Origin of the sequence: Microcoleus sp. N9_A2, from assembly GCF_036701775.1 — a bacterium.
In the GTDB taxonomy this organism is placed as follows: Bacteria; Cyanobacteriota; Cyanobacteriia; order Cyanobacteriales; family Microcoleaceae; genus Microcoleus.
In genome coordinates this window covers 145,813-170,364 of sequence record NZ_JAUBRH010000001.1, presented here as the reverse complement: position 1 = coordinate 170,364, position 24,552 = coordinate 145,813, and the positions used below count along the sequence as shown (strand labels likewise).

Below are 24,552 nucleotides of genomic sequence, written 5' to 3'. Positions count from 1 at the left end.
TACACTCCCCACAAGCTGCTTAGCGGCAAGTGCAATATTTGACGTGATAAGCAGATTAATTATTCAAAAAAATGAGTTCTAAAGTTACTGTCATCGACCATCCTTCGATACAGCACAAGTTAACTCTCATGCGGCAAACTCAAACGAGCACGGCGAAATTTCGCCAACTGCTGAAAGAGATTGGGATGCTGCTAGCTTATGAAGTTACGCGAGATTTGCCGCTGAAATATGAAGAAATAGAAACGCCGATCGCCAAAATGAATGCACCGGTGCTGGCTGCAGAAAAGAAAATTGTTATTATTTCAATTATGCGCGCCGGTCAGGGACTGTTAGATAGTATTTTAGAGCTGATTCCGTCTGCGAGGGTAGGACATATTGGTTTGTACCGCGATCCGACAACTCGGATGGTGATCGAATATTATTTCAAAGTTCCCCAGGATATCGAACAGCGAGATGTTTTAATTGTCGATCCGATGCTGGCTACTGGTAATTCAGCAGTGGCGGCAGTGGATAGGCTGAAAGAAGTTAATCCGAAGTCTATTAAATTTTTGTGCTTGCTGGCGGCACCGGAGGGAGTGGGGCACTTTCACGAACAACACCCTGACGTGCAGATTTATACGGCGGCAGTTGACGAGTGTTTGGACGAACACGGCTATATTGTACCCGGACTCGGAGATGCGGGCGATGGCTTACACCCCGCTACGCTACGGCTTTATGGCACTCTGTGAATTCAATAAAATTATTTTCTGCTGTATATGCCAATACATTCATTTAAAAATAAGTTTACTAACATAAGCATTGGTTTGATAGTGCCATACAATGTAAATTGTAAAATTTCAATGTCAGGAAAAGCCTATATATAACAATGGTTGTAGGGTTTTCTTACATTAAATTCGTAAATTGCATGATCTAGATGTATTTACTGCATTTGATGGTTAAATTCTCTGCCTTTAGTTTAATTAATTGCAAGAATTAGTTATTAAAATAGATGTATGATGCTAACCGTTTGCGATCAACTACTAACATTTTTTGACGAGGAAAAAAACAATGGAGACTACAGCACAGAAAGAAGCCCCAACTCAGCCTGTTGAGGAAGTGAAAATTCATAATATCAACAGTTTGGAATTTGAGCTTTGGGCTAAAGCAGTGAAACGCCAGATGATTGCAGCACTCTCTAAAAAGGGCGCGATTTGACATCTCTGGGTTTTTTGTGCACACGTTGTGTTAATTAATTAAATTAACAACATTTTTGTCTGCATTGTTGTCGGAGTTCGAGAGGAGTAAGGGGAAGAGTGTTGAGATTGCGCTGCTTTCGGAGTTACGCGAGGGGCAAAAGAAAGATTTTTCCTTTTTCCTAGTTTTGGACGTACAGGTGGAAGGAAGCCGGGTTTTTTTACGAAAATACTTCTGTTGCAATCGGCAGAAATGGTAAAAAACTCGGGTTTCTTCGTGTCAAGATTGCCTCCGGGACTGTTCCCTCTACCGAATGCTCGATCCCAGATTACCAGAAAGAATTGGTTTAAAGCCTCTTCCTTATAGGGAGAAATTAAAACAAGACTATTCATTACCAATACTTCGGACAGTTTTTTAACGACCCTGTAAGCCGAGGGCGAGGAAGCCCTGCCATTTTTAACGCATTTTCTGAAACTTAGCGCGCTTACTTAAACCTTGAAATAATAGTCCAGCATATAGCCAGTCAGGGTTTCGGACACTCGATTAGATATAAAACTGTCCGAAGTATTGCATTACTCGAATCCTCGGACTTCCAGGTAGAGGTCGCCCTCATCCCTTCGACTACGCTCAGGGCAAGCTGTCAACTGTCAACTGTCAACAGTCAACTGTCAACTGTCAAGATCGCTTGTCAACGGCCGCCAGCAAGCGCAGACTTCCGTCTTGAATCTGCACTGCTTTCACCGTTCCCACAGCAACTCTTTGTTGACCGTTAGCCATCGCTACCTCAATCTTAATCTTGGGGTCAGCCTGTAATCCCAGCCGCCCCCAGAGCCACTTGACTTGAGTACCAGGAAAAGAGCGCACTTCTACATCAGAAAAGGGCGAATTAACCCAGCGGCTACCATCGTAAAAACTCGCTACCTGCACCTGATACCAAACTTGTTCTCCGGTCAATTTTAACTCGTTGTTCGGTTCGGGTTCCAGCCACTCAGCGGGATTGACACTGCTAATTAAAGTAGCAGAACCCATAATTTGACTTTTGTGGCTTTCTAGATTTTCAGCCTGAGAAACTGCTTCCTGAAGTTTGTTGACCAAATTCCGAATTCGACTTCTTGTTTCGCTGTCAGTATCTGATTGCTGGTCGAGCCAATTCATCGCCTCGCGGGTTCCGTCTTGAGAGGCTACAATCAGGGCGCCCCAAGCCTTGACATCGGCGTCAGCGGCATTCACTCTCAAGGCGGCGTCTACGCGGTTCCAGATCCGTCCGCCGTCATTTTTGAGGGTTGTGGCAATTTCGTTACTGTTGCTCGCATCGGCTTCAAATACTTGCAAAGCTTGGGTCCAGCGGCCGTCGATCAGTTCTGCGAGAACTTGTTGGCCGGGACTGGCCCAAGATGCGATCGCCTGAGCCCGGGTAATTTTAGCGTGAAATTCGATCGTCTCTAGCTGAGCTTGCGCGACTGCGGGCCAATTTTTGTCGGCTTTCCCCTTAGCAATACGCATGACATTTAATGCTGGAGACCACAGCCCACTTTTTGCCAGCCGCAGCCCGTTTTTATAAGTCTCGTCATTGAAGGCAAATTCTTCTAAAGAAATCGCGGTTAACTGAACTGGGTTCGGCAGAAATTTGCGCGGGCCAATTTGATAAAGGGTAAATTGCGGCTCTAAACCAACTGTTTGGTCGATCGCCAACTGCGGATTTTCCCCCTTAACAATTTGCTGCCAATTCGGCGGTTGTCCAGCCGCACTCGCCCACTCCAACAGCGGCATTAAATGATTTTGGCTGGGGTTGTAGCGAACGACTTGTCCGTAGGGAATTTTCTTGTCGCCCCGCTTTAGTTGACCGCTGACATTAAACCAAATGCCGGAGGCGGGGGGCTTTCCGTCAAAGCGGCGCAGTTCTGTTAGGGGTAGGGACTGATTCGAGGCTTGATTGTCAGATGTAGAGTCAGCTAAAGAAGCAATGACAAAAGATTCCGCCGGGCCTTCTACGTTCACAGAACTTGCTAACTGAAAATACTGCTCTTTATCGGAACTGCGATCGGGAAACTGCACCTGCTTGTACACCCGAAGTTCGACAATTTGACGGCAAGGATTTTTGCAAACAGTAGAAGCCTTAACAGTTCTTTCTACCATCACCGGCAATAGCAAATCGGAAATAGAATTATCGCTGGATCGATCGACGGGAAGCGGGAGGGGTTCTCCGGTTACGAATCCCAATTTGCGGATGCTGGCTTTGATTTGATCGAGAGTTTGGATCGAATCTCTGCTACCTGTAGGCAGGCGCGACCATTCCGGCACAAACTGAGAGATCAACTTGTTGCCGTTGGGATCGACAATTAGCTGATAACTCAGCCAAGCGCCGCCTCCCATTAAAGCTGCACAGCCACCCAAGATGCTGAGGGCTGTCAAATTAGCTATCAGTCTTTTCCAGGGATATCTGGCGCGAGTTGGGGGAGTAGGTATGAGAAGCTGGGACTCTTGAAGATTTTTGGCGCGTCGGGTTTGGCGACGGCGTCTTGTCGGAGGAGGAGCAACTTTGCGATTTTCTGGGGGTTTGGCTCGATTTTTTGAGGGGTTAATTTTGTGTTCCATCGTCCCATTTTAGAATTTAGATTTTAGAATTTAGAGTTTAAAATTGCAATAGCCGATCGTACTGCCGACCTATGATATCCCAGGTGTATTGGCTTTCAACGAGCGATCGAGCGTTGACAGAGATCTCCTGTCTTAGCTGCTGATTTTCAAACAAACTGGTAATCGCCTCAACATACTCGTGAACTTTGTTCGCCCGCAAGGCCCTTCTCGGTTGTGGGCCACCATCGACGGCTAAACCCTCCAAACCTCGATCGCTCGCAACGACGGGGGTTCCCGCTGCCATCGCCTCCAAAGTTTTATTTTTAATCCCAAAACCAATCCGCATCGGCACCACACAAACAGCAGCTTGATGCAAATATTCTGCCACCCTTTGCACCCGGCCTACTACTTGAATTCCCGGAAGTTCCCCCAAGGCGAGCACTTCCGGGACTGGCGAAGCCCCGACTAGGGTGAGGGTGGCATCTGGATAGCGCTGCTGCAAAGGCGGCAGTATTTGCAAACTCAGAAACCGCGCCGCGTCAATATTGGGCAAATTGTTCATGGCGCCTGCAAAAATTAAGGTGTGTCCTCCCGGATCGATCGACCGGTACGGAAATTCTGTCAAATCCACACCATTAGGAATAACATCAATCGGAGGCACAAAAAAATCTGGTTTTTCTCGGAGTCTTCCCGCCTGCGACAGCAATTCTAGGAGTTGCTGCTTGTCTGTGGATGTGGTGGCGACAATGCGGGAGAATTTGGCACAGTATCGTCTTTCGTAGCGGGCGAGTAGCGGTAAATTTAGTCGATCGCGCAGGGGTTTTTCCGAGGTGCCGATTGCTAACATTTCCCTGCAAGTTCCCCAAACCGAACTGTGAATATTGACCACTGTCAGCAGTTTTTGCCGCCATTCTGGACGCACGTAAATCTCGTTAACGCTGTGTTCGCAGGTGACAGCATCGCATTTGCCTGCTGTTACCAATTCGTCAGCCCAATTCTGCATTGCTTGGGAGTAGCTTGAGAGTACGTTCGGAGGTGTCCCGGATAACAAAAATTGACTAAATCTGTGCAGTTTTCCGAGTATTTCGTTCATTTTCTCATCAATCCCCTGATTGACGGGAGGAAAGAACCCCCCCTCAGTCCCCCCCTTGTTAAGGGGGGGAGGTAAGAATTCTTCCTGAGTCTTCTGGTTTGGCGGGGGAAATAACTCCTCCTGAGTCTTCTGATGGAGTCTTAGCCCCCCCTTAGCAAGGGGGGTTTGGGGGGGGATCTGCGGGTGGGGAAAAACTGCTAATTCTTTAACTTGCCCTCGCAATGCCTCGATTTGTGCGTCGGTGACATCGGGCGATCGTACAGTGCCGAGAATTACATCATGCCGCCGGCTCAAGTATTGTAATAAATTAAACGTCCTTACCTGAGTTCCTCCGCGGCTTGGTGGGTAGGGAAAAGTCGAGGAAAGCATCAAAATCTGCATGGGATGTTGGATAAATAAAATTGCCGCTGTCGCGATAAGATTGACTGATAAAACTTTTTTAACAATCTTCGCACCTATGGACGAATTATCTGTCAAAGCGCTGCTCCAAGACTTAAAAAACTCCGAAGAAAGCGTGCGCGATCGGGCAACTACAGAACTCTGGCGCACTTGGTTTAACCAGAAGGGTGATTACGGGATGCAAATTCTCAGGCGAGCGCAAGTTTCGCTGGATGCAGGCGATGTTCACCACGCTTTGGATTTGCTGACGAAACTGATTGCGGAAGCGCCGGATTTTGCTGAAGCTTGGAACCGACGCGCCGTACTTCACTATACCCAAGGAAATTATAAAAAGTCGCTCCACGACTGCGAAATCGTCCTCAAACTGAACCCGGTGCATTTTGGGGCGTTGCACGGTCTGGGTTTGTGCTACGCTGCCTTGGGAGAATACAGAAGTGCTATTCGAGCTTTTCGCCGCGCTTTGGAAATTCAACCTTTTGCTTTGGTGAATCAAAAGTTAATTCTCGAATGTACGGCTCGTTTAAGTTAATATCAACAAGGAACAGTTGACAGTTGACAGTTGACAGTTGACAGTTGACAGTTGACAGAAGGAAGAGTTGACAGTTGACAGAAGGAAGAGTTGACAGTTGACAGAAGGAACAAGGAAGGAAGGAATAAAGAAGAAGGAAGAAGGAAGAAGTGAAAATTTAATTTTTATAAATCTAAAATCTAAAATCTAAAATCTAAAAAGGTCTTTGTTTGTGCCGAAAATTAGCGTTTGCATTCCTACTTGCAATCGAGTGCATTTGCTGGCTAGTGCGATCGCCAGCGTGCTAGATCAAACTTATACAGATTTTGAATTAATTGTCTGCGATGACGGCTCGACTGACAGCACTCCGCTGTTAATGTCAGAATTTGTAGAGCAAGGGATTCGCTACATTCGCCACCCGCAGAATATCGGCAAAAGTAATAATATGCGATCGGGATTTGCGGCGGCAAGGGGCGAATATTTTATCAAATTTGACGATGACGATCGCCTGAGCGCGCAATTTCTAGAGCGGACATCTGCTATTTTAGATAAAGACCCCAGCATCGATTTTGTCAGTACAGATCACTGGGCGATCGACATTAACAATTATATTGACGAAAGCCAGACGAAACTGAATTCGCAGCGGTGGGGCCGCACCGAGTTGTCGGCTGGAATTGTTGAAGATTTGCTCTCGACAGTTTTTCTGAGACAGAGTTTGCAAATAGGGGCGACTTTATTTCGCCGCCCCGCGCTGGAATCAGTCGGATTTCTGCGGCCGAATTTGCAAAATTGCGAAGATAACGATTTGTTTGTGAGACTTGCAATTGCGGGCAAAAAATGCTATTACTTGCCAGAGCTGTTGATGGAGTATCGATTTCACGCAGAACAGCAAGGAGTCGATCGGGCAATTCCGTATTTGAGCGATAAATTGCGCTATTTGACCAGCTACGAATTTGACTCCGAGAAGTTGGAAACAGTCAGGCTCCAGAGGATTGCAGAAACTCAATTAGCGCTTGGTTTGCGGCTGATTGAGGTGGGTGAAACAGCAAAAGGGCGGCGGATGGTGCGATCGGGAAAGTCAATTTCTGAGGCTAAAATGTGGGCGGGTTTGGGATTGTCCCTGCTGCCGGTAAAGTGGCGGGGGAGGGCTTTTGCGGCCGTGCGGGAGTTGGTGAAAGTATAGACGGCGGTTGAAACCGCGCCTACACAGATATGCACGTGCCTCCGCAGGTTGAAGAGTGCACGGTTAAAATCACGTTATTTTCTTCAGTCGGCGGAGGCCGACTTCGTTTGACAAGACGCGGTTTCAACCGCCGAGTCTTCGTTTGCATAAACCTAGTTTCAACCGCCGAGTCTTCTTGACGAGCCGAAATTATCCCAATGATATCGCGGGTAGCCAGGGAATATCTGTAACGCCGGGATCGCAGCCAAGTTGTTTGATTAGTGCGGTAATTTGCCCTCTATGGTGAGTTTGGTGATTGAACATATGTGTCACCAAAACCCAAGTCGGTAGCACGCGACATTTACCGTCTACAATGCTTGTGTACTCAAACGGTTGACTCAGCCAGTCAGACTGAAGGTGGCTAGACCATGCTATAATTTGGCGATCGGTTATCTCTCGTTCTGCTCTCAAAACATTAAAATCAGCATACAGTTCTTGACCCATCGCCGTCACCGAAAATGGCTGAAGGGTGAAACGACCCATCCATGCTCTGTCACCATAAAGTAAATGATTCAAAGTGCCATGAATCGACTTAAAAAATGCACCAACATCCTGTTTGCGTTGTTCATCAGGAATTGCATAACACACCGAATATAGATTTTGGTTCATCCAGCAATTGTACTCAGCCATTAGCTGGTAGTAGCTACCATCGTACATACTCAAAACTCAACCACCTAGTTTGAATAACTTACATTATACAATACGTATTTCACAATACTCCTGACTCTAATTCGTCTAGATAGATAAATTCAGGAGCTTTGACTCCCGCTTCATCTCTAATTTTAACCAATGCAGGCGACTCAAAGAACGCCCTGGCATCTGTTGTTGATGTCCACAGGGAAAAATGAACAATTTTATTGGGTTCCTTTTCATACTTCAAAACCTGATAGGAGCGCTCTCCAGCTTCTTTGCGGATGTTTTTAGCATTATCGAATACCTTTTTCCAAGCTGCATAATTTTCCACTTCATGAATAATTAAGACATACTGCACAGCCATAAAACCTATTTTCCTCTAAATTTTAACATTCACAGAGCGCTCTAAAAACTGCTCGTATCCCTATTGAAACTTTTGCTTTCTTTGATGTTCGACGATACTTGGGGTAGAATTTTTTAAAATTTGCTGCAAACAAATAGTGGTAAAGATTTGGTGCAATGATGGGGCTAACAGTTTCCAGTTCGCTAAACCGACTGACTATTGTATCATTGACTTGAATCGGTTGAATAACAGCAGAAATCGGGTGTTTAGATCGAGGTGCAAGCACTATAAATTACTCCAACTAAGTATTTTTGCCAGCCCACCAGGTTTTTGGAGGTCTGGATTAAAAAAAAAAAATTAAAAAAAAAAGTTTATAGGTGCAAATTTTACCGTACATTAAAAAATAAGGAAAAAATTAACTATTTACCAGCTTAGGCTTTTTGATGAGCGATCGCAGGCTCTTGCTAGAGTCTCACCTGCTTGTGCTATCTGTCATGCCTGTCAGAAAAACTTTTGCCCTGAGACAGGGTGAAGGGATCAAAGTCAGCATTGTTAAATTCTGTCTAGTTTATTAATGCACCACTCATGTCAATAACTAATCAGATTCGTTTCAATAATCTCAAGGGCGACATCTTCGGCGGTGTCACGGCTGCGATCGTCTCGCTGCCCCTGGCCCTGGCCTTCGGGGTCGCTTCCGGAATCGGGCCGATCGGGGGACTGTACGGTGCCATCTGCGTTGGCTTCTTTGCGGCGCTGTTTGGTGGCACCCCAACACTGATTTCCGAGCCCACGGGGCCGATGACTGTGGTGATGACGGCGATCGTCGCATCCCTCACCGCTAGCAATCCCGAACAAGGACTGGCGATGTCTTTTACCGTGGTGATGCTGGCGGGGGTGTTTCAAATCATCTTTGGTATTTTCAAGCTAGGGAAATACGTCACCCTGATGCCCTACAGCGTGATTTCTGGCTTTATGTCGGGAATTGGCGTGATTTTGATCATTCTGCAAATTGCACCGTTTCTGGGTCAAGCCCCTCCCAAGGGCGGTGTTTTGGGCACTTTTATGGCAATTCCGCAGTTGCTGGCAAACGTAAATCCGCCGGAAGCAATTCTCGGTGCCTTGACGGTGGCGATCATTTTTCTGATGCCCAAACAAATCAAGAAATTAGTGCCGCCGCAATTGATAGCGCTGATTGTCGGCACGGTAATTTCCCTGACTGTGTTTCAGGGCGCGGATATTCGCCGGATTGGCGAAATTCCGGTGGGACTGCCCCCCTTGCAATTGCCGACTTTTTCCGCAGGTCAAATCACGGTGATGTTTGTGGATGCGGTGATGCTGGGGATGCTGGGCTGTATCGATACCTTGCTGACGGCGGTGGTGGCGGACAGTCTAACGCGAACCGAGCACAAGTCCGATAAGGAGTTGATCGGTCAAGGGATTGGCAATATCGTGTCAGGGATCTGTGGTGGCTTGCCGGGCGCCGGGGCAACGATGGGAACTGTGGTCAATATCCAAACAGGTGCGACTTCGGCGTTGTCGGGTTTAACTCGGGCGTTGGTGTTGCTGGTGGTGGTTTTGGGGGCGGCGAAGTTAACTCAACCGATTCCGATGGCGGTGTTGGCGGGGATTGCGCTGAAGGTGGGGATTGATATCCTTGACTGGAGTTTCCTGAAGCGATCGCACAAGGTATCTGTTAAGGGCTCCCTGATCATGTACGGGGTGATGTTTTTGACAGTGTTTGTGGATCTGATTGTGGCCGTGGGTGTTGGCGTGTTTATTGCTAATATTCTAACGATCGAACGGTTGAGCAATTTGCAATCTGCCGGAGTGAAGCTGATTTCCGATACGGATGATGATGATGCGATCCTCAGCGATGAGGACAAGCAACTGTTAGATCGGGGTAGGGGGCGCGTGTTGCTGTTCTGTTTGAGCGGCCCGATGATTTTTGGGTTGTCGAAGGCGATCGCCCGCGAACATAATGCTATGAAGGATGCGGATGCTTTGGTGATGGATTTGACTGAGGTGCCGATGCTGGGGGTGACGGCTTCGCTGGCGATCGAAAATGCGATTCGCGATGCTTGCGATAAGGGCTTGCAGGTTTACATTGTCGGTGCCAGCACCAAAATTCAGCAGCGCTTGCAGAAGTTGGGATTGTTGGATCTGATCTCGCCCGAACGGATGTTGACCGATCGCACCACAGCCTTGCAACAAGCCGTCGCTGTAGCTGACAGCAAACGTCCCCTCTCGGAAGTGCCAGTGTAACGGGACTTACGCAGGGGCAGTCAGAAACCGGTTTTTTTACCAAAATAGTGCATCCTAGCCCTTAATATCGGTAAAAAACCCGGTTTCTTTGGTATTGATGCGTGCAGGACTAGACTTGAGTTGCATAAATATTCCATCGATCTGTTAACCGCAGATTTCCAGCGTAAGCTGTTAGTCATTTAAATTTCTTGCCTGAACCCCTTACAGTATGGGGTATAGACCACAAATAATGCAGTTTAAATGTGGAACAGCTTACAAACACCGATAGACGCAGATAATTTAATCTTGTCTGCGATTGAGTGCAACTCAAGTCTAATAATCAAGTTTCCTATTTCCACTAAAGTTATAAACATTGCCCGCTCTAAGTTTTTCCTAAATATCGTGTCTATATTTTCCGAAATTCCGACTCTGTGGTTGCAAATTTCCCTCGTGGGTATCTGGCTGGGTTTGATTTTACTGGTAGCTGAAGGGTTAAATCGCTTTACTTCTGTCGATCCTGAAGTATCGCGGAAGGTGGTGCACATGGGTACTGGAAATGTGATTTTGCTAGCATGGTGGCTCGAAATACCCGGTTGGGTGGGGATTTCGGCGGGAATTTTAGCAGGTGCGATCGCCCTAATTTCCTACCAACTGCCGATTTTGCCCAGTCTTAACAGTATCAACCGCAAGAGTTTCGGGACTTTTTTCTATGCTGTGAGTATTAGCGTTCTCGTCGCTTGGTTTTGGCCGCTACAACATCAGGAATACGCAGCTTTGGGCATTTTAGTGATGGCTTGGGGCGACGGATTGGCCGCTGTCATCGGCAAAAAATACGGCAAATATATTTATCGAGTTTGGGGAATCCAGAAGAGTTGGGAAGGTTCTGCAACTATGTATTTGGTGAGTTTTGCTGTTAGCAGTTTGATTTTGCTCTTCGTTCAAGGCAATGTTTGGCAAACTTGGGCGGTGTCAGCAATTGTGGCTTTGGTTGCTGCTACTTTGGAGTCGGTTTCTAAACTGGGAATTGACAATCTGACTGTGCCGATCGGCAGTGCTGCGATCGGCTTTTTCCTCAATCAATTTTGGGTAATTGGTAATGTCTAATCTGAACTTACCCCCACGGGCGGCGTTGCTGGATACAGGTATGAATTCAAGATTTCGCAATTGCTATAAACCCTCGGAGGGTGAATTTTGTAACTTCAAGCGAAAAGGGAATTCATACCGTGAATCAGCAACGCCAATTATCAATTGTCTAAGTCCCGTTAAAGCAGCCGACGTGCTTGTAAAATTTGTTGTTGCAATTCCTCGAAATTAGGCGTTTTTGAGCGATCATCTGTTTGAAACATCGCCTTGATTTGGTCGATTAGCTCGATCGCCAGCGGTACACCAAGTTGCAATTGTTCCAAGACATCCCGCTGAGCAAAAACGGCTTCGGGAGTGCCTTCTAGAATCAGTTTTCCGCGATCCATCACAAACACCCAATCAGCCCAGCGGTAGATGAAATCGAGGTCGTGACTTGCTAAAAGTATGGTGGTTCCGGCCGCGTGAATTTGTTGCAGCAAACCGATCAGTTGTCGGGTGTGGCGCGGATCGAGATAGGCGGTAGGTTCATCTAACAGTAGCAGTTTGGGCTTGAGAACCATGATATCTGCGATCGAAACGCGCTTTTTTTGTCCTAAACTGAGGTTATGGATTGGTTCGCGGGCGAGTTCGCTTAAGTTAAATTGGTCGATCGCCTGTTGCACCTTTTGACCAATTTCTGATTCGGGCAATCCTAAGTTGTACAATCCGTAGGAGATATCTTCTTCTACCGTCGAAGCAACTAATTGATGTTCGGGATTTTGAAAGACGAGTCCGATTTGTTGGCGCAGTTGCGTGAGATATTTGCGATCGTAGCGGAATGGTTCACCTTCCCAGCGAATAATTCCCTGTTGCGGTTGGTACAAACCATTTGCTAGCAGGAAAAAGGTGGTTTTACCGCAGCCGTTTTGACCAATCAGCCCGCAGCGCTTCCCGGCGGGGACTTTGAGGCTTAAGTCCTGAATTGCTACTCGCGAACCGCAGGGATAGGAGTAGAAAGTGCGAGCGAATTCGAGAATTGATTGAGACATATATTAGTAATTGATAATTAGTAATTGATAATTGGTAATTGGTAATTGGTATTTGGTATTTGGTAATTGGTATTTGTGGGGTGGGCTTCTAGCCCGCCCAAAATCAAATTTAAATGCCGCAACAGCTTAGCTTAATATGTCATTGCGAACTCTTAGTGAAGCAATCGCCGAGACTATGCGATTGCTTTCCCGAAGCGCGATGACAATTACAGCATTTAATAAAAAGTTTGATCGGACTTAATTATTAGCCACGTCCATCTTTTTCTGTCAACTGCCAAAGTTTAATTTCATAACAAAGATGTTGCTCAAAAAGTTGACTCGCCTCCAATCCTTCAACCACCAATTTTTTAAACCAGCGACGAAATATCCAACGCAGGAATTTATGAATTGGCGGAACTGCGATCGAAATTAAATCCGCAACATAAATCATTGTGTTCAGTCCATACCTGCGGAAAGTATCGACATATAGGTCAATTGTTGGTAAAATATGAGTGGAAATATCCTCAGTTTTTACTAAATTAAACCCGGCTTGCATTAATGCAGTTTCCAGCTCTTTGACAACATGACAATTAGAAAACATTCCTTCTGTATAATTAGGATTAGATCGCATCATATCCGCAAGCAGTACGTAGCCTCCAAGATTGAGTACAGTCGCCGCACCTTTAGCTATATCGACAGCAGACATATATTGGCTACTTTCGCTAAACAGAACCAAATCGTAGGAGTGGGTGGCTTGGAAGTCTTCAAATTTAGTGAGGTGGAAAACTGCCCGATCGCCTGTACACTTAAGAAAACGCTGTTGTTGGAACGGATCGGGTGCGAGCCCTTCCACTGCAAAACCTCGATCGAGCAAATAAGCCGCATTTCCACCAATCCCGCATCCTACATCCAGCAAAGTCTTGACTTCTTTGGGGATAAAATCTAACAATTTATCTGTGTAAGCTTGCTGAGCAAAACGCAGCCGCGCGATGGTGAGTTCGTCAGCAGGCACAGGCAGAGTCTTCCAATAGCCGTAATGAAGATACGGCGAATCTGTCAACCCCAAATAGTAATTCAGCGCTGCATTTTGGTAGCGAGTTACTTTGGAAATAGAAATTGATGTTTGCTTCGACATGAGGAGAATTGGGTAAATTTGAGGATTTCCGGGAGGGTTGAAATTCTTCCCAGCGCTTGCATATATGTTAATAACACGCGATCTGCATAAATTTCCAACTTTTGCCACAAAATCCAAAATTCCCTTGTCATTCGCGCTCGACAAACCGACAACAACAGTAGATTAATTGTAAAAATACTAAACTAACCATCATCTATACCTCGCAGATGAAAACAACAGGTAAACAAATCGGCGGGCATCCTGACTCAGAGATTTAACTATCCTAGTATTATCTCATTACAGTTGCGGGACAGCGCCGGATTTTCACCGAACTTTCCCCCTTGCGTCTGATGGCTGTTCTCCATCAGAGCCGATCGATCTGCCGAGATATTAGCACTATTTTAGATATTTCACAAAATACTGATTCTGTTGGGCGATCGCCCATTTACCCCATTTTTCATAATTCTTTCATTTTTACGGGTTCTGTGATAAATTTAAAAAATGAAAAGATTATGAAAATCAGCGATCGTCGATCGTACCGTCTGCTGCAAACTCTAGCGAATTTCACTTGGAATTTTTGAAGATATGCGGAAAAACCGTCAAATTACCCTAAATCCCCCTCTCCCCCTCCCGGACTCTCCCCCTAGGAAAAAACATCATCTCCTAGGATTCGGGCTGCTACTGGCAGTTTGTCTCAGCGGGTGCAACACTCAGACGACCCAGCCTCAAACCAACCAAAATCCAGCTTCAGGCACAACCGCCACCGATTTGACCCGAAAAGATAAAAAAGTCATTCTCACCACCTTCACGGTGCTGGCAGACATGGCGCAGAACGTCGCCGGTGACAAGGCAACTGTTGAATCCATTACCAAGCCAGGGGCGGAAATTCACGGCTATGAAGTCACTCCCAGCGACTTAACACGAGGGCAAAAAGCCGATTTAATTTTAGATAATGGGTTGAACTTAGAACGCTGGGCAACTCGATTTTATAACAGTTTTCCCAAGGTTCCCCACATTACTTTGAGCGAGGGAGTCCAACCCGTTAATATTTCTGAAGATGCCTATCAAGGTCAACCAAATCCCCATGCTTGGATGTCGCCCAAAAATGCTTTAATTTATGTTGATAATATTCGCAAGGCTTTAGGAAATATCGATCCGGCTAATGCTGCAGCATACAACGCAAATGCGGCAAAATACAGTGAACAAATTCGGGCGATCGACGAAAAACTCAAACAAGCTATTTCAGCCATTCCCCCGGAAAAACGCTACATGGTAAGTTGTGAAGGCGCTTTTTCTTACCTTGCCAACGATTACGGTTTGAAAGAAGTTTATATTTGGCCTGTCAACGCCGAACAACAATCCACACCGAGACAAGTCGAACGGGTGATTAATACAGTCAAAGCAAACCAAATACCTGCTGTATTCTGCGAGAGCACCATCAGCAACGAAGGACAGCTTCAGGTAGCCAAGGAAACAGGCGCCAAATTTGCCGGGGTGTTTTATGTCGATTCCCTCTCTCCAGCGGAAGGCCCAGCATCAACCTATCTTAAGTTACTTGAATACAATGTCAATACTTTGATAAAAGGGTTACAGGGAAAATAAAGGAGAACAGTGAGCCCAAAAACCCGGTTTCTCCAAAAATCTTGGCTTTAGCAACGAGGTATCTCGCAAGAAACTGGGTTTTTACCCCCCTGCGTAAGTTCTGTAGGTAATTGATAATAGGGAGAAAATTAGATGGATGGAATCAGTATCGATATTGAAAATGTCACTGTTGCCTATCACGGCAAAGTTGCCTTGCACAGCGCCTCTCTGCAACTCAAAGCAGGGACGATTTGCGGTTTGGTGGGGATGAATGGTGCGGGAAAATCCACGTTGTTTAAAGCCATCATGGGGTTTGTGAAGCCAAACACCGGACGAGTTTTAATTAATGGGTTGCCGATTCGTCAAGTGCAAAAACGCAATTTGGTTGCCTATGTGCCTCAGTCGGAAGAGGTAGATTGGAATTTTCCGGTGAATGTTCGCGATGTGGTGATGATGGGGCGCTATGGGTACATGAATCTGTTGCGGATTCCTGGATCGATCGACAAACAAGTGGTGCGAGAAAGCTTGGAAAGGGTGGAAATGTGGCAGATGGGCGATCGGCAAATCGGAGAGTTATCCGGCGGACAAAAGAAACGCACCTTTTTTGCGCGGGCTCTGGCGCAACAAGCAACGGTTTTGCTACTGGATGAACCCTTTGCCGGAGTCGATATCAAAACAGAGAAAATGATGATTGATTTGTTGATGGAACTGCGTCAAACAGGACATACAATTCTCGTTTCTACCCATGATTTAGAGTCTATTACTACCTTTTGCGACCAAGTAGTGTTAATTAATCGCAGCATTCTCGCCTATGGCAATACCTCTGATGTGTTTACAGAGGAAAATCTTTCGCGAACTTTTGGCGGTTCCGTTGGCGATTTTTCCTCTGCAAAAAGTCGGTCAACCTGAGATATTGTAGCAATGTCAACAAAGTGTTATGTGGTGGGTTTGCACGTTTAATGCCCGATCGCGAACCCGCCCCTATAGGATTATTGATTGTGGTGTCCGATCTCAGTTAACTCAAGTCGATTTGGAGAAAAAATAATGGATTTAATTCAGTGGTTTGCCGCACCGTTGCAGCATGAATTTATGCTAAAAGCGATTTTAATCAGCGCTTTAGTCGGGCTTGTTTGTTCGGCGCTTTCGTGCTATATGACTTTGAAAGGATGGGCATTGATGGGTGACGCGGTTTCCCATGCGGTGATGCCGGGGGTTGTGATTGCTTATGTGCTGAATATTCCTTTGGCGGTGGGGGCGTTTGTGTTTGGTGTGGGCTCCGTAATTGCGATCGGCTTTATCAAAGCGAAAACTCGCATCAAAGAAGATACGGTAATCGGTTTAGTGTTTACTGGATTTTTTGCCTTTGGTTTAGTGTTAGTTTCTAAAGTCAGAAGTTCGATCGACTTGACGCATATCTTATTTGGCAATGTCTTAGGCATTTCCGATGCTGATATTGTTCAAACTGTAATTATTAGTGTCATCAGCTTAGTGACGCTGGCAGTTTTACGCAAAGATTTAATTTTATTTTGTTTTGATTCGACTCACGCGCGATCGATCGGTTTAAATATCACATTTCTCTATTACGTGCTGCTATCTTTGCTATCGCTCACCGCAGTGGCTGGACTTCAGACAGTAGGGATTATTTTAGTAGTAGCAATGTTGGTGACTCCGGGAGCAACCGCCTATTTATTGAGCGATAATTTTGACCACATGATGTTAATTGCGATGGCGACTGGGGTATTTTCTAGCGTCATGGGAACTTATATCAGCTATCACATAGATGGTGCGACGGGCGGATGTATTGTTGTTTTGCAAACGCTGCTGTTTGTGTTGGCGATGATTTTTGCTCCAAAACACGGCTTGTTGGTTAGAGCTAGGAATTCACGGGCGATCGATTAATAAGAGTGGGCGGTTAAAACCGCTCTTAGACAAGCCTAATCCGCCTACATATTTAAGCCGGATTAGGTATAACATCAAAGTCAATATTTTCATACAAATCTGCCAGCACAACTTCCACAGAAATAGAAGTTAATGAAACTCGATCGCCCGCACAGCTATATTCCGAAAAAATCCACTTATTCGCTTCAGCTTTAGAATATTGCTGCACTTGTAGTCGATATTGGTCAATCAATAAATACTCCTGAAAACTCGGAATACTACGGTAGGCCGCAAACTTTTCATCGCGGTCATAAGCTTTGGTACTTTTAGAAAGCACTTCCGCAATCAGCACAGGATTGGTAATTGTATCCGTCCGTCCAGATTGCAACTCGATCGGGCGCGCTACTACCATCACATCAGGGTAAGTATAGTTGTTAAACTGCGGAACCCAAAACCGCTGATCGGATGAAAAAATACTGTAAGGTTTACCCTTGAGACTTACCCTCAAAACAGAATTTAAGATGCTAGTAATTTCGTTGTGAATCGGTGTGCCACCCGCCATCAGAATTATCTCCCCATTGATAAATTCATGTCGCTCTTCAGAATTGATTTCCAATTCTAGATATTCCTCAGCCTGGTAGGTTTTCGTTTCAACTTGCGCGATCATACACAACGGTCTCCTTTAATCGACTGATTTCAGCTTATCATAAAAATTTGTCAGCAACAGGATTTCCGGCCTGTTTTACAAAAAATTAATTGAATTGTGGCAACTTTCACTATTCTTAGAAACAGGCTTTCCGGCCTGTTCTACAAAGAATGAACCCGATCGCACAAAAGCAAACTTACCGCAACGGGACAAAGTTATAGCCAGTGCTTCCTGCTTGTTTAACTTGCACTAAAATCGGCTTCCCAGCCCGATCGCCCGTTGGCAAAAACTTCACTTTCTCGCTAGCTCCCGGTGTCGAGAAACTAGGACTTTTGAATGCTTCTTGTAACCCTTCCCGCGTATTACTTTGCTTCAATCCCGCGATGACAGCTTGAGTCGCATCAAAACTCGTTGCGGTGCGCCAATTTACTACTCCTCCCCACAACTGAGCAGCATTCTTGGGGAAAGTGCTACCGGGATTGGTTTCAGGATGCCAGGGAACAGGCAAAACAAGCCCGTCAACGCTCTTTTGCCCATCTTTTAACGTTTGAAACGTGTACATTGTCGTGCTGCCGTAGAGTGGCAATTTGCCTTGATTGGTGCGAGCCAGAGAAATCGCGCGATCGATGCGATCGATGTGGGGTGCTAACATCAATCCTTGTGCGCCTTTACTGACTGCATCGGCGATCGCACTTTCGGGAGTAAAAGAAGGGACTGAAAAATCGCAAACAGTCGGAACTAACTTGCCTCCAGCAGCAATTAGAGCAGCCACAAATTCATCTTTAAATGATATATTATCCGGTGCTTGGGAGTCATAACAAATAGCAATATTAGTTTTGCCTGTTTTGACTGCATATTCTGCTAAGGGAGCCGCCATAATACTAATATTCGGGACAGTCCGAAAAATGTAACTGCCAAATCCAGAGAGATTGTTCGCCAAGCTAGTCGGTGTCACCATTACCAGTTTTTCTTGCTGATATATCGGAGCTGCTTCAAGAGAGGCGTTGCTAGCATTGTGTCCAATTACTGCTAATATTGTTGGATCTTTTGTCAATGTGTTTGCAACTTCTTTAACAATTGCTGGATTGTTGTCATCGTTCACAATTTCTACTTGCAGTTTTGCGCCATTGATGCCACCGCTATTATTGACTTCAGATTGAGCTTGAGCGACACCTCGGAGGATTTCTTGAGCGACATTGGGGTTGCTACCAATGGGGACGCTGACAGCAATTTTTAAGGAAGAACCACTGCTGGCTGTGGCATTATTCAAATAAATAACTGTTTCTGGATCGTTGCGAGTTTGTTTTAGCGAAGCCTGAAAATTTTGAATCGCAGTTGAGAAATCTCCGTTATTAAAAGCTTCAATACCTGCTTGTTTATCTGGTGTGGTTTGGGATGTCACCAATAGCTGATTTCCTAAACTGATGCGATTTGCTATCGCATCTGGACTCGCACCCGATGTAGGTGTAGAAGTAGATATATCTGAACTTTTGGATGCGAATAAACCGGGAAAAAACTTGAATGCGCCAAACCCAATTAAAACTAAAGCAATAATAAAAAATCTGGGTGAGGAATTGTTTCTGTCATCTTGGAACATAGTTTTGATCCTTATATGATTTCTACTTAAAACTTGTTAGTTACAATCATTATTCAAGAGATTGCGGTTAAAGTCAATTCATTAAATTCATTAATTAAGTTCATAAAAGTCATATTTGTATGTTCTGGGCGAGCAGGATGCCCACCCCCACGTGAGTGTCATCAAAATTGGCTGTTTTGCTGAACAGTCAACTTTTAGAAGACAAATACTGGTCCCCAACTACAGATAGATTCTGGCTGGAGAGGGCAAGTTTTAGGCTCGATCGGATTTTCGTTGAGGTTGAGTTCAATTAGATTAGTCAAAGATTGCAAAGGTTTGATGTCGCTAATTTGATTGGAACTGAGGAATATCCAAGTCAGTTTACTCAAAGATTGTAAGGGCTTGATGTCTGTGACTTGATTATTATTGAGCAATAGCGAATTCAGGTTAGTCAAAGATTGCAATGGTTTGATGTCGCTGATTTTATTGTTGTTGAGTTCGAGTGAAGTCAGGTTAGTTAAAGATTGCAAGGGTTGGATGTCGGTAATTTGATTAGTACCGAGGTTGAGTTTAGTCAAGTTAGTCAAGGATTCCAAGGGTTTAATGTCGTTAATTTGATTGTATCTGAGATCGAGTTCGGTCAGTTTGGTCAAGGATTGCAAGGGTTTGATGTCGCTAATTTTATTGTTGGTGATGCTGAGTGAAGTCAGGTTAGTTAATGATCGCAAGGGTTTGATGTCGCTGATTTGATTGTTGAAGAGACCGAGTTCGGTCAGGTTAGTCAAAGATTCTAGCGGTTTGATGTCAATAATTTGATTGTAGCCGAGACCGAGCGAAGTCAGGTTAGTTAAAGATTGCAACGGTGTAATGTCGCTGATTTCATTGCTGTCGAGGCCGAGTTCCGTGAGACTTGAAAGTATCTGATTAGCGGCATCGCACTCAGTAGTATCAGCTTCCTTTAACAGCACATCAATAGTATGTTGAACTTCTGGACTTAAAGAAGCTTTTTCGCGACACCAATCACCAAATGTTTTTCCACTATTTTCTGGTTGCTTTTCTGCGAGTGACGGGGAAGGTTCATTTGTAGATAATCTTAGGAGGGGAACTGCATTTCCGTTGAGCTTGACCTGATACAAGTTAGTCAAAGATTGTAAGGGTTTGATGTCACTGATTTGATTGTTGCTGAGATCGAGGGCAGTCAGGTTAGTCAAGGATTGCAATGGTTTGATGTCGCTAATTTGATTGTTGCTGAGATCGAGCCAATTCAGTTTAGTCAAGGATTGTAATGGTTTGATATCAGTGATTTTATTGTTCATGAGGAAGAGCGTATTCAGTTTGGTCAAAGATTGTAATGGTTTGATGTCGCTGATTTGATTGTGGCTGATAAAAAGCTCAGTCAGGTTAGTCAACGATTGCAATGGTTTGATATCGCTGATTTGATTGACACTGATGAAGAGATTAGTCAGATTAGTCAACGATTGCAATGGTGTGATATCGCTGATTTGATTCGCGCCGAGATTCAGTACAGTCAATTTAGTCAACGATTGCAAGGGTTTAATATCGCTAATTTTATTATTGTTGAGGGACAACTGAGTCAGTTTAGTCAAAGATTGCAATGGTTTGATGTCGCTGATTTGATTTTCGTCTAGTTGGAGTTCCTCGATAGTGGAAAGCGTCTCATTAGCTTCAGCACAATTAGTAGTTTCAGCTTGCTGCAACAGCACCTCAATAGTATGTTGAGCTTCGGGACTCAAAGCAGCTTTTTCGCGACACCAATCACCAAATGTTTTGTTTGCGGGTTGCGTTTCTGCTGCTAAAACTGAAAGTGCATTTCCAGATAATGCTAGGATGATGAGTGTACTACAAGTAACTGCGATCGATTCTTGTAAATTCATGTGTTTTTCTCCAATTATAAATGTCATATTTTTGTCGCTCTAACTTTCAGAAGTGTCAACTTTTCGGATTTAAGGATAATTTAAGGGTTCCCAATTACATATAGACCGTTCCTGAAGAGGACAAGTTTGGGAAGACATCGGATTTCCGCTGAGGTAGACATAACGAAGCTCAGTCAAAGATTGCAGGGGTTTGATATCGGTGAGTTTATTTTTTTCTAGGTTGAGTGACGTTAGGTCAGTCAAAGATTGTAATGGTTTAATATCGCTAATTTTATTGTTACTCATGTATAGATTAATTAGCTGAATCAACGATTGTAATGGTTGGATATCGCTGATTTGATTGTTGTCCAGGTTAAGGGTGAATACCTTGGTCAAGGATTGCAATGGTTTAAGATCGCTGATTTGATTGTTGTTGAGGTAAATCTCTTTCAGGTTAGTCAAGGATTGTAATGGTTTAATATCACTGATTTGATTGGTATCTAGGTAAATTATTGTCAAGTTGGTTAAGGATTGCAATGATTGGATATCGCTGATTTTATTGCGACTGAGGGTAAGATTAGTCAGTTTTCTCAAGGATTGCAATGGTTTGATATCACTGATTTGATTATTTATGAGAGTGAGATTAGTCAGCTTAATCAAGGATTGCAATGATTGGATGTCGCTGATTTTATTGTCACTGAGGACGAGATTAGTCAGGTTAGTCAAAGATTGCAATGATTTTATGTCGTTGATTTGATTGTTGCTGAGGTCGAGCTTAGTCAGTTTTGTCAAAGATTGTAAGGGTTTGATATCGCTGATTTTATTGTTATCTAGGTTAATTTGAGTCAGGTTAGCGAAGGATTGTAAGGGTTGAATGTCGCTGAGAAGATTGTTTTTGAGTTCTAGCCGAACCATTCTAGTCAAGGATTGCAATGGTCTGATATCGGTGATCTGATTGTCGCTAAGGTCTAACCAAGTCAGCCTAGTCAAGGATTGTAATGGTTTGACATCTGTGATTTCATTGCTACTGAGGACGAGATACGCGAAACTCGAAAGTTTCTGATTAGCTGCATCGCAGTCAACAGTCCCTGCTTTTTCTAAAAGTGCTTCCACAGTATGTCTAGTTTCTGAACTCAAAGAAACATACTCGCGACACCAATCACCAAATGTTTTTCCACTGTTTGCGGGTGGCGTTTCTGCGGCTTTCGCAGATAATCCATTGACCGATAATGCTAGGGCGATCGCACTTAAAGCAACTATCATCAACTTTGGTGCATTCATGTGTTTGTGTTTAACTATAAATTTCATCATTTTCTACCTGTATTTTTATGAATTACCAAGTTTTAGCATTGACTAAAAAAATTCAGAGAGGAATTAATACCTCTCTAAAATTTGCACCGTTTAACTCAAATATCGGAGAATTTACCAAGTACAGAATCCAGATCATTTTCAGCAACAGCCTCAAATTTAGCAAGAGGTGAATGATTCGGAGACTTCGGTAACTACGGAGACTTCACTGATACATAATTAATCTTTGCTATTGGTAAAGTCAGCGACAGAATTCACAACAAGAGGCTCCGATTTGTGTCCATTAATTACAGGTAATTCTCCTGCTTTGTCTCCATTTTTGGTGGTGGTTTCATTCCGCATGAATGTTGCCATTAAACCGTCAAGCAAACCTCCACCGCCGCCGCTACCGTTGACTGCGACATCGGGTACGACGCGAACGCTGCCATCTGCGATCGCCTGAATAGCTTGCAACATCGTGTAACTTTCGATACCCAAAGCACTGACACCAACTTGATAAGCATCGGCTTTTGCTTGTCCCATCAAGCGAATTCCTTGTGCTTCACCGCTGGCGTGTTCGATCGCAGCGCTAGCAGTCAATTGAGCAATTTTCACACCTTGTTCTGCCCCCACCACCTCATGTTGAATATTGGCGATCGCAGTTGCACGCACCAATTCTTGACGCTGGGACTCCGAACTGCGCTGCGCTTCGTAGGTTTTCTCCTGTTCCTGAGCAATTTTGCGATCGGTCAACGTTTGCATCAACTCCCCTGGTGGCGAAATCAAACCAATCAGGGTATCAACCGCTTGTACATCATAGGCGCGCAATGCCTGACGAACGTGTTCTGCCGCCTCTGCTTGGCGATCGCTCCGCGCGATCAAAAAATCGAGTATGGTATATTCTTGAGCGGAATTGCGGAAGTAATTGCCCACAATTGGACGCAGCACTTGGTCAATTAGATTCTGCATTGAACCTTGGCGCGAAATCACTCTCGGTGCATCTAAAGTACCGACATGAATGATTTGGAAAATTTCTAACTCAAAGGTAAATCCGTCAAAAGAAAGTAATTTCATGGCACTTAACTTAGAGTCATAGCCGTGTTCTCCGCTGAACCGTGATGTGAAGTTTAGAACAACATCGGTAGTGGGAACAAGTTCGACTTTCATCACTTTTGTATTGACGGGATGTTTGCCTGGATAAAGCGGCTCTACCCACACGCCTTTATTGCCCTTGCTGACGAGATTTCCGTGGGTGAAAGACTTACCACTTACGTCTTTTTCCGATTCCCCCACAAAGGAAATTACTACGCCTACATAACCGATCGGCACTTCGGTCATCTTTACCTGTTCAACTTGCACAAACCAGGGATTGAGGTTCCACGAACCCGATAGAATTATCTGTTCTTGCAAGCCCCTGCGCCCGCCACCCTTGATGAAAGATTGCGCTTTTTGGAAATTGTTGTGACCTGGAATTATGGGGCCGGCGATTTCACCTTCATCAATGGGAACGCCGTCTAGTACGGTAACAATCCCTATACCTTCGGGAGCAAGTTTGTATACTTCAAACTCCCACGGTTCCATACCTTTTTGAGCGGCATTGGCTGAAGTTATGACCTCAAATATAGCTGTATTGATTCGATAAGTACCCGTTGTGATGATGGCTAGCTGCCGTCCTTTTTCTCCGCCGTTGGTGAGGAATTTGCGGGCATTTTGGAAGTTGTCGCAATCGACGACTGTTCCTAAAATGCGATCGGGAGGAATTGTGGCTCCGTCATTGGCAATAATTAAGCCGATTTCATCTTGAGGAACGACAACGACTGGTTCTTTGCGAATGCTATATTGCCAGGGAAAATAACCAAAATGCCAGCCGGGAGGAAGGGTGTCTGCTTGCAAACCTCCTTCGCCATCGAGGGCAATTAATCTACTGGATGGCAAGTTTTTGCGGGAGAATTTCTTGGTGACAATTCCCACTTCTCGTTCGCCGATCGCAATTAGCCCCAAAATCCAGCCAATCTTAGGTACGAAGATAAAAAATACTATAAGTCCTCCGATGGGATAGATCCACATCGGGATGCTGATTCCTTCAGCCGTGGCTACTTGGACTTCTTGGGCTTGGGGTGGTGGCGGATTGGTTTGGGCGGATGCTGGTGGGGCGATCGCGCCGGCTGCTGCGATCGTTGTTGCTACAGATAGTGTTAAGAGTAAAAGTTTGCGAAACAAACTTGCTAATTTAGTCATGTTTTTTAACCTGCTTTAAGCTACGATATACGGAAATGTTGTTATCTACGATAAGTATTCAACTAATTTTTTTGAAAGTCAA

At 44.9% G+C, this 24,552-nt stretch carries 20 protein-coding genes and 1 riboswitch; of the genes, 9 read left to right on the top strand and 11 right to left on the bottom strand.

Annotation, left to right across the window (positions count from 1 at the left end; all coding sequences use genetic code 11):
• Positions 1-71: 71 nt before the first annotated feature.
• Together upp and QUA44_RS00760 are read left to right on the top strand one after the other, a co-directional pair.
• Complete coding sequence (upp, locus tag QUA44_RS00765) at positions 72-728, top strand: uracil phosphoribosyltransferase (RefSeq protein WP_333247281.1); 657 nt, start codon at positions 72-74, stop codon at positions 726-728.
• 319 nt (positions 729-1,047) lie between these two features.
• Positions 1,048-1,194 (top strand): hypothetical protein, encoded by a 147-nt coding sequence (locus tag QUA44_RS00760; RefSeq protein WP_333247283.1) that lies wholly within the window; start codon positions 1,048-1,050, stop codon positions 1,192-1,194.
• A 654-nt stretch (positions 1,195-1,848) separates the two neighbouring features.
• On the opposite strand, the gene QUA44_RS00755 is transcribed toward QUA44_RS00760, so the two are convergent.
• Complete coding sequence (locus tag QUA44_RS00755) at positions 1,849-3,768, bottom strand: hypothetical protein (RefSeq protein WP_333247285.1); 1,920 nt, start codon at positions 3,766-3,768, stop codon at positions 1,849-1,851.
• A gap of 37 nt (positions 3,769-3,805) precedes the next feature.
• Complete coding sequence (locus tag QUA44_RS00750; protein ID WP_333247527.1) at positions 3,806-5,221, bottom strand: glycosyltransferase family 4 protein; 1,416 nt, start codon at positions 5,219-5,221, stop codon at positions 3,806-3,808.
• 76 nt (positions 5,222-5,297) lie between these two features.
• Here QUA44_RS00750 and QUA44_RS00745 point away from each other — a divergent pair, with 76 nt between their 5' ends.
• Together QUA44_RS00745 and QUA44_RS00740 are read left to right on the top strand one after the other, a co-directional pair.
• Positions 5,298-5,768: a tetratricopeptide repeat protein gene (locus QUA44_RS00745; RefSeq protein ID WP_333247287.1), complete on the top strand. Its 471-nt coding sequence runs from the start codon at positions 5,298-5,300 to the stop codon at positions 5,766-5,768.
• Positions 5,769-5,979: 211 nt separating this feature from the next.
• On the top strand, positions 5,980-6,930 hold the full coding sequence (locus tag QUA44_RS00740; RefSeq protein WP_333247289.1) for a glycosyltransferase family 2 protein: 951 nt from the start codon (positions 5,980-5,982) through the stop codon (positions 6,928-6,930).
• Positions 6,931-7,119: 189 nt separating this feature from the next.
• Here the strand turns inward: QUA44_RS00740 and QUA44_RS00735 are convergent, their stop codons facing one another.
• Positions 7,120-7,626 carry a DinB family protein gene (locus tag QUA44_RS00735; protein ID WP_333247529.1) on the bottom strand — a complete coding sequence of 169 codons (507 nt, stop codon included), beginning with the start codon at positions 7,624-7,626 and terminating at the stop codon, positions 7,120-7,122.
• A gap of 52 nt (positions 7,627-7,678) precedes the next feature.
• Positions 7,679-7,966, bottom strand: coding sequence for an antibiotic biosynthesis monooxygenase (locus QUA44_RS00730; RefSeq protein WP_333247290.1), 288 nt, complete (start codon positions 7,964-7,966; stop codon positions 7,679-7,681).
• A gap of 564 nt (positions 7,967-8,530) precedes the next feature.
• On the opposite strand from QUA44_RS00730, the gene bicA reads away from it, so the two are divergent.
• Both bicA and QUA44_RS00720 read left to right on the top strand, forming a co-directional pair.
• On the top strand, positions 8,531-10,207 hold the full coding sequence (gene bicA, locus QUA44_RS00725) for a bicarbonate transporter BicA (protein ID WP_333247292.1): 1,677 nt from the start codon (positions 8,531-8,533) through the stop codon (positions 10,205-10,207).
• 381 nt (positions 10,208-10,588) lie between these two features.
• Complete coding sequence (locus QUA44_RS00720) at positions 10,589-11,290, top strand: diacylglycerol/polyprenol kinase family protein (protein WP_333247294.1); 702 nt, start codon at positions 10,589-10,591, stop codon at positions 11,288-11,290.
• A 158-nt stretch (positions 11,291-11,448) separates the two neighbouring features.
• On the opposite strand, the gene QUA44_RS00715 is transcribed toward QUA44_RS00720, so the two are convergent.
• Entirely contained in the window at positions 11,449-12,297 is an 849-nt protein-coding gene (locus QUA44_RS00715) for an ABC transporter ATP-binding protein (protein ID WP_333247296.1), read from the bottom strand.
• A gap of 244 nt (positions 12,298-12,541) precedes the next feature.
• On the bottom strand, positions 12,542-13,411 hold the full coding sequence (locus QUA44_RS00710) for a methyltransferase domain-containing protein (protein WP_333247298.1): 870 nt from the start codon (positions 13,409-13,411) through the stop codon (positions 12,542-12,544).
• Positions 13,412-13,624: 213 nt separating this feature from the next.
• A riboswitch (cobalamin riboswitch) is annotated at positions 13,625-13,780 on the bottom strand.
• Between the two features lie 195 nt (positions 13,781-13,975).
• Between QUA44_RS00710 and QUA44_RS00705 the strand changes: the two genes are divergently transcribed.
• The 3 genes from QUA44_RS00705 to QUA44_RS00695 all read left to right on the top strand — a co-directional run bounded on the left by QUA44_RS00705 (position 13,976) and on the right by QUA44_RS00695 (position 16,870).
• On the top strand, positions 13,976-14,992 hold the full coding sequence (locus QUA44_RS00705) for a metal ABC transporter substrate-binding protein (RefSeq protein ID WP_333247302.1): 1,017 nt from the start codon (positions 13,976-13,978) through the stop codon (positions 14,990-14,992).
• A 132-nt stretch (positions 14,993-15,124) separates the two neighbouring features.
• Entirely contained in the window at positions 15,125-15,880 is a 756-nt protein-coding gene (locus QUA44_RS00700) for a metal ABC transporter ATP-binding protein (protein WP_333247304.1), read from the top strand.
• Between the two features lie 135 nt (positions 15,881-16,015).
• A complete protein-coding gene (locus QUA44_RS00695) occupies positions 16,016-16,870 on the top strand; it encodes a metal ABC transporter permease (RefSeq protein ID WP_333247306.1) in 855 nt (284 codons plus the stop codon).
• Positions 16,871-16,922: 52 nt separating this feature from the next.
• Here QUA44_RS00695 and QUA44_RS00690 read toward each other — a convergent pair whose 3' ends face one another.
• The 5 genes from QUA44_RS00690 to QUA44_RS00670 all read right to left on the bottom strand — a co-directional run bounded on the left by QUA44_RS00690 (position 16,923) and on the right by QUA44_RS00670 (position 24,470).
• Positions 16,923-17,516, bottom strand: coding sequence for a Uma2 family endonuclease (locus tag QUA44_RS00690; protein WP_333247308.1), 594 nt, complete (start codon positions 17,514-17,516; stop codon positions 16,923-16,925).
• Between the two features lie 175 nt (positions 17,517-17,691).
• Positions 17,692-19,092 (bottom strand): ABC transporter substrate-binding protein, encoded by a 1,401-nt coding sequence (locus tag QUA44_RS00685; RefSeq protein ID WP_333247310.1) that lies wholly within the window; start codon positions 19,090-19,092, stop codon positions 17,692-17,694.
• 194 nt (positions 19,093-19,286) lie between these two features.
• Entirely contained in the window at positions 19,287-20,966 is a 1,680-nt protein-coding gene (locus QUA44_RS00680; protein WP_333247312.1) for a leucine-rich repeat domain-containing protein, read from the bottom strand.
• A gap of 69 nt (positions 20,967-21,035) precedes the next feature.
• Positions 21,036-22,256, bottom strand: coding sequence for a leucine-rich repeat domain-containing protein (locus tag QUA44_RS00675; RefSeq protein ID WP_333247314.1), 1,221 nt, complete (start codon positions 22,254-22,256; stop codon positions 21,036-21,038).
• A 216-nt stretch (positions 22,257-22,472) separates the two neighbouring features.
• Positions 22,473-24,470: an SPFH domain-containing protein gene (locus QUA44_RS00670; RefSeq protein ID WP_333247316.1), complete on the bottom strand. Its 1,998-nt coding sequence runs from the start codon at positions 24,468-24,470 to the stop codon at positions 22,473-22,475.
• Positions 24,471-24,552: the final 82 nt, after the last annotated feature.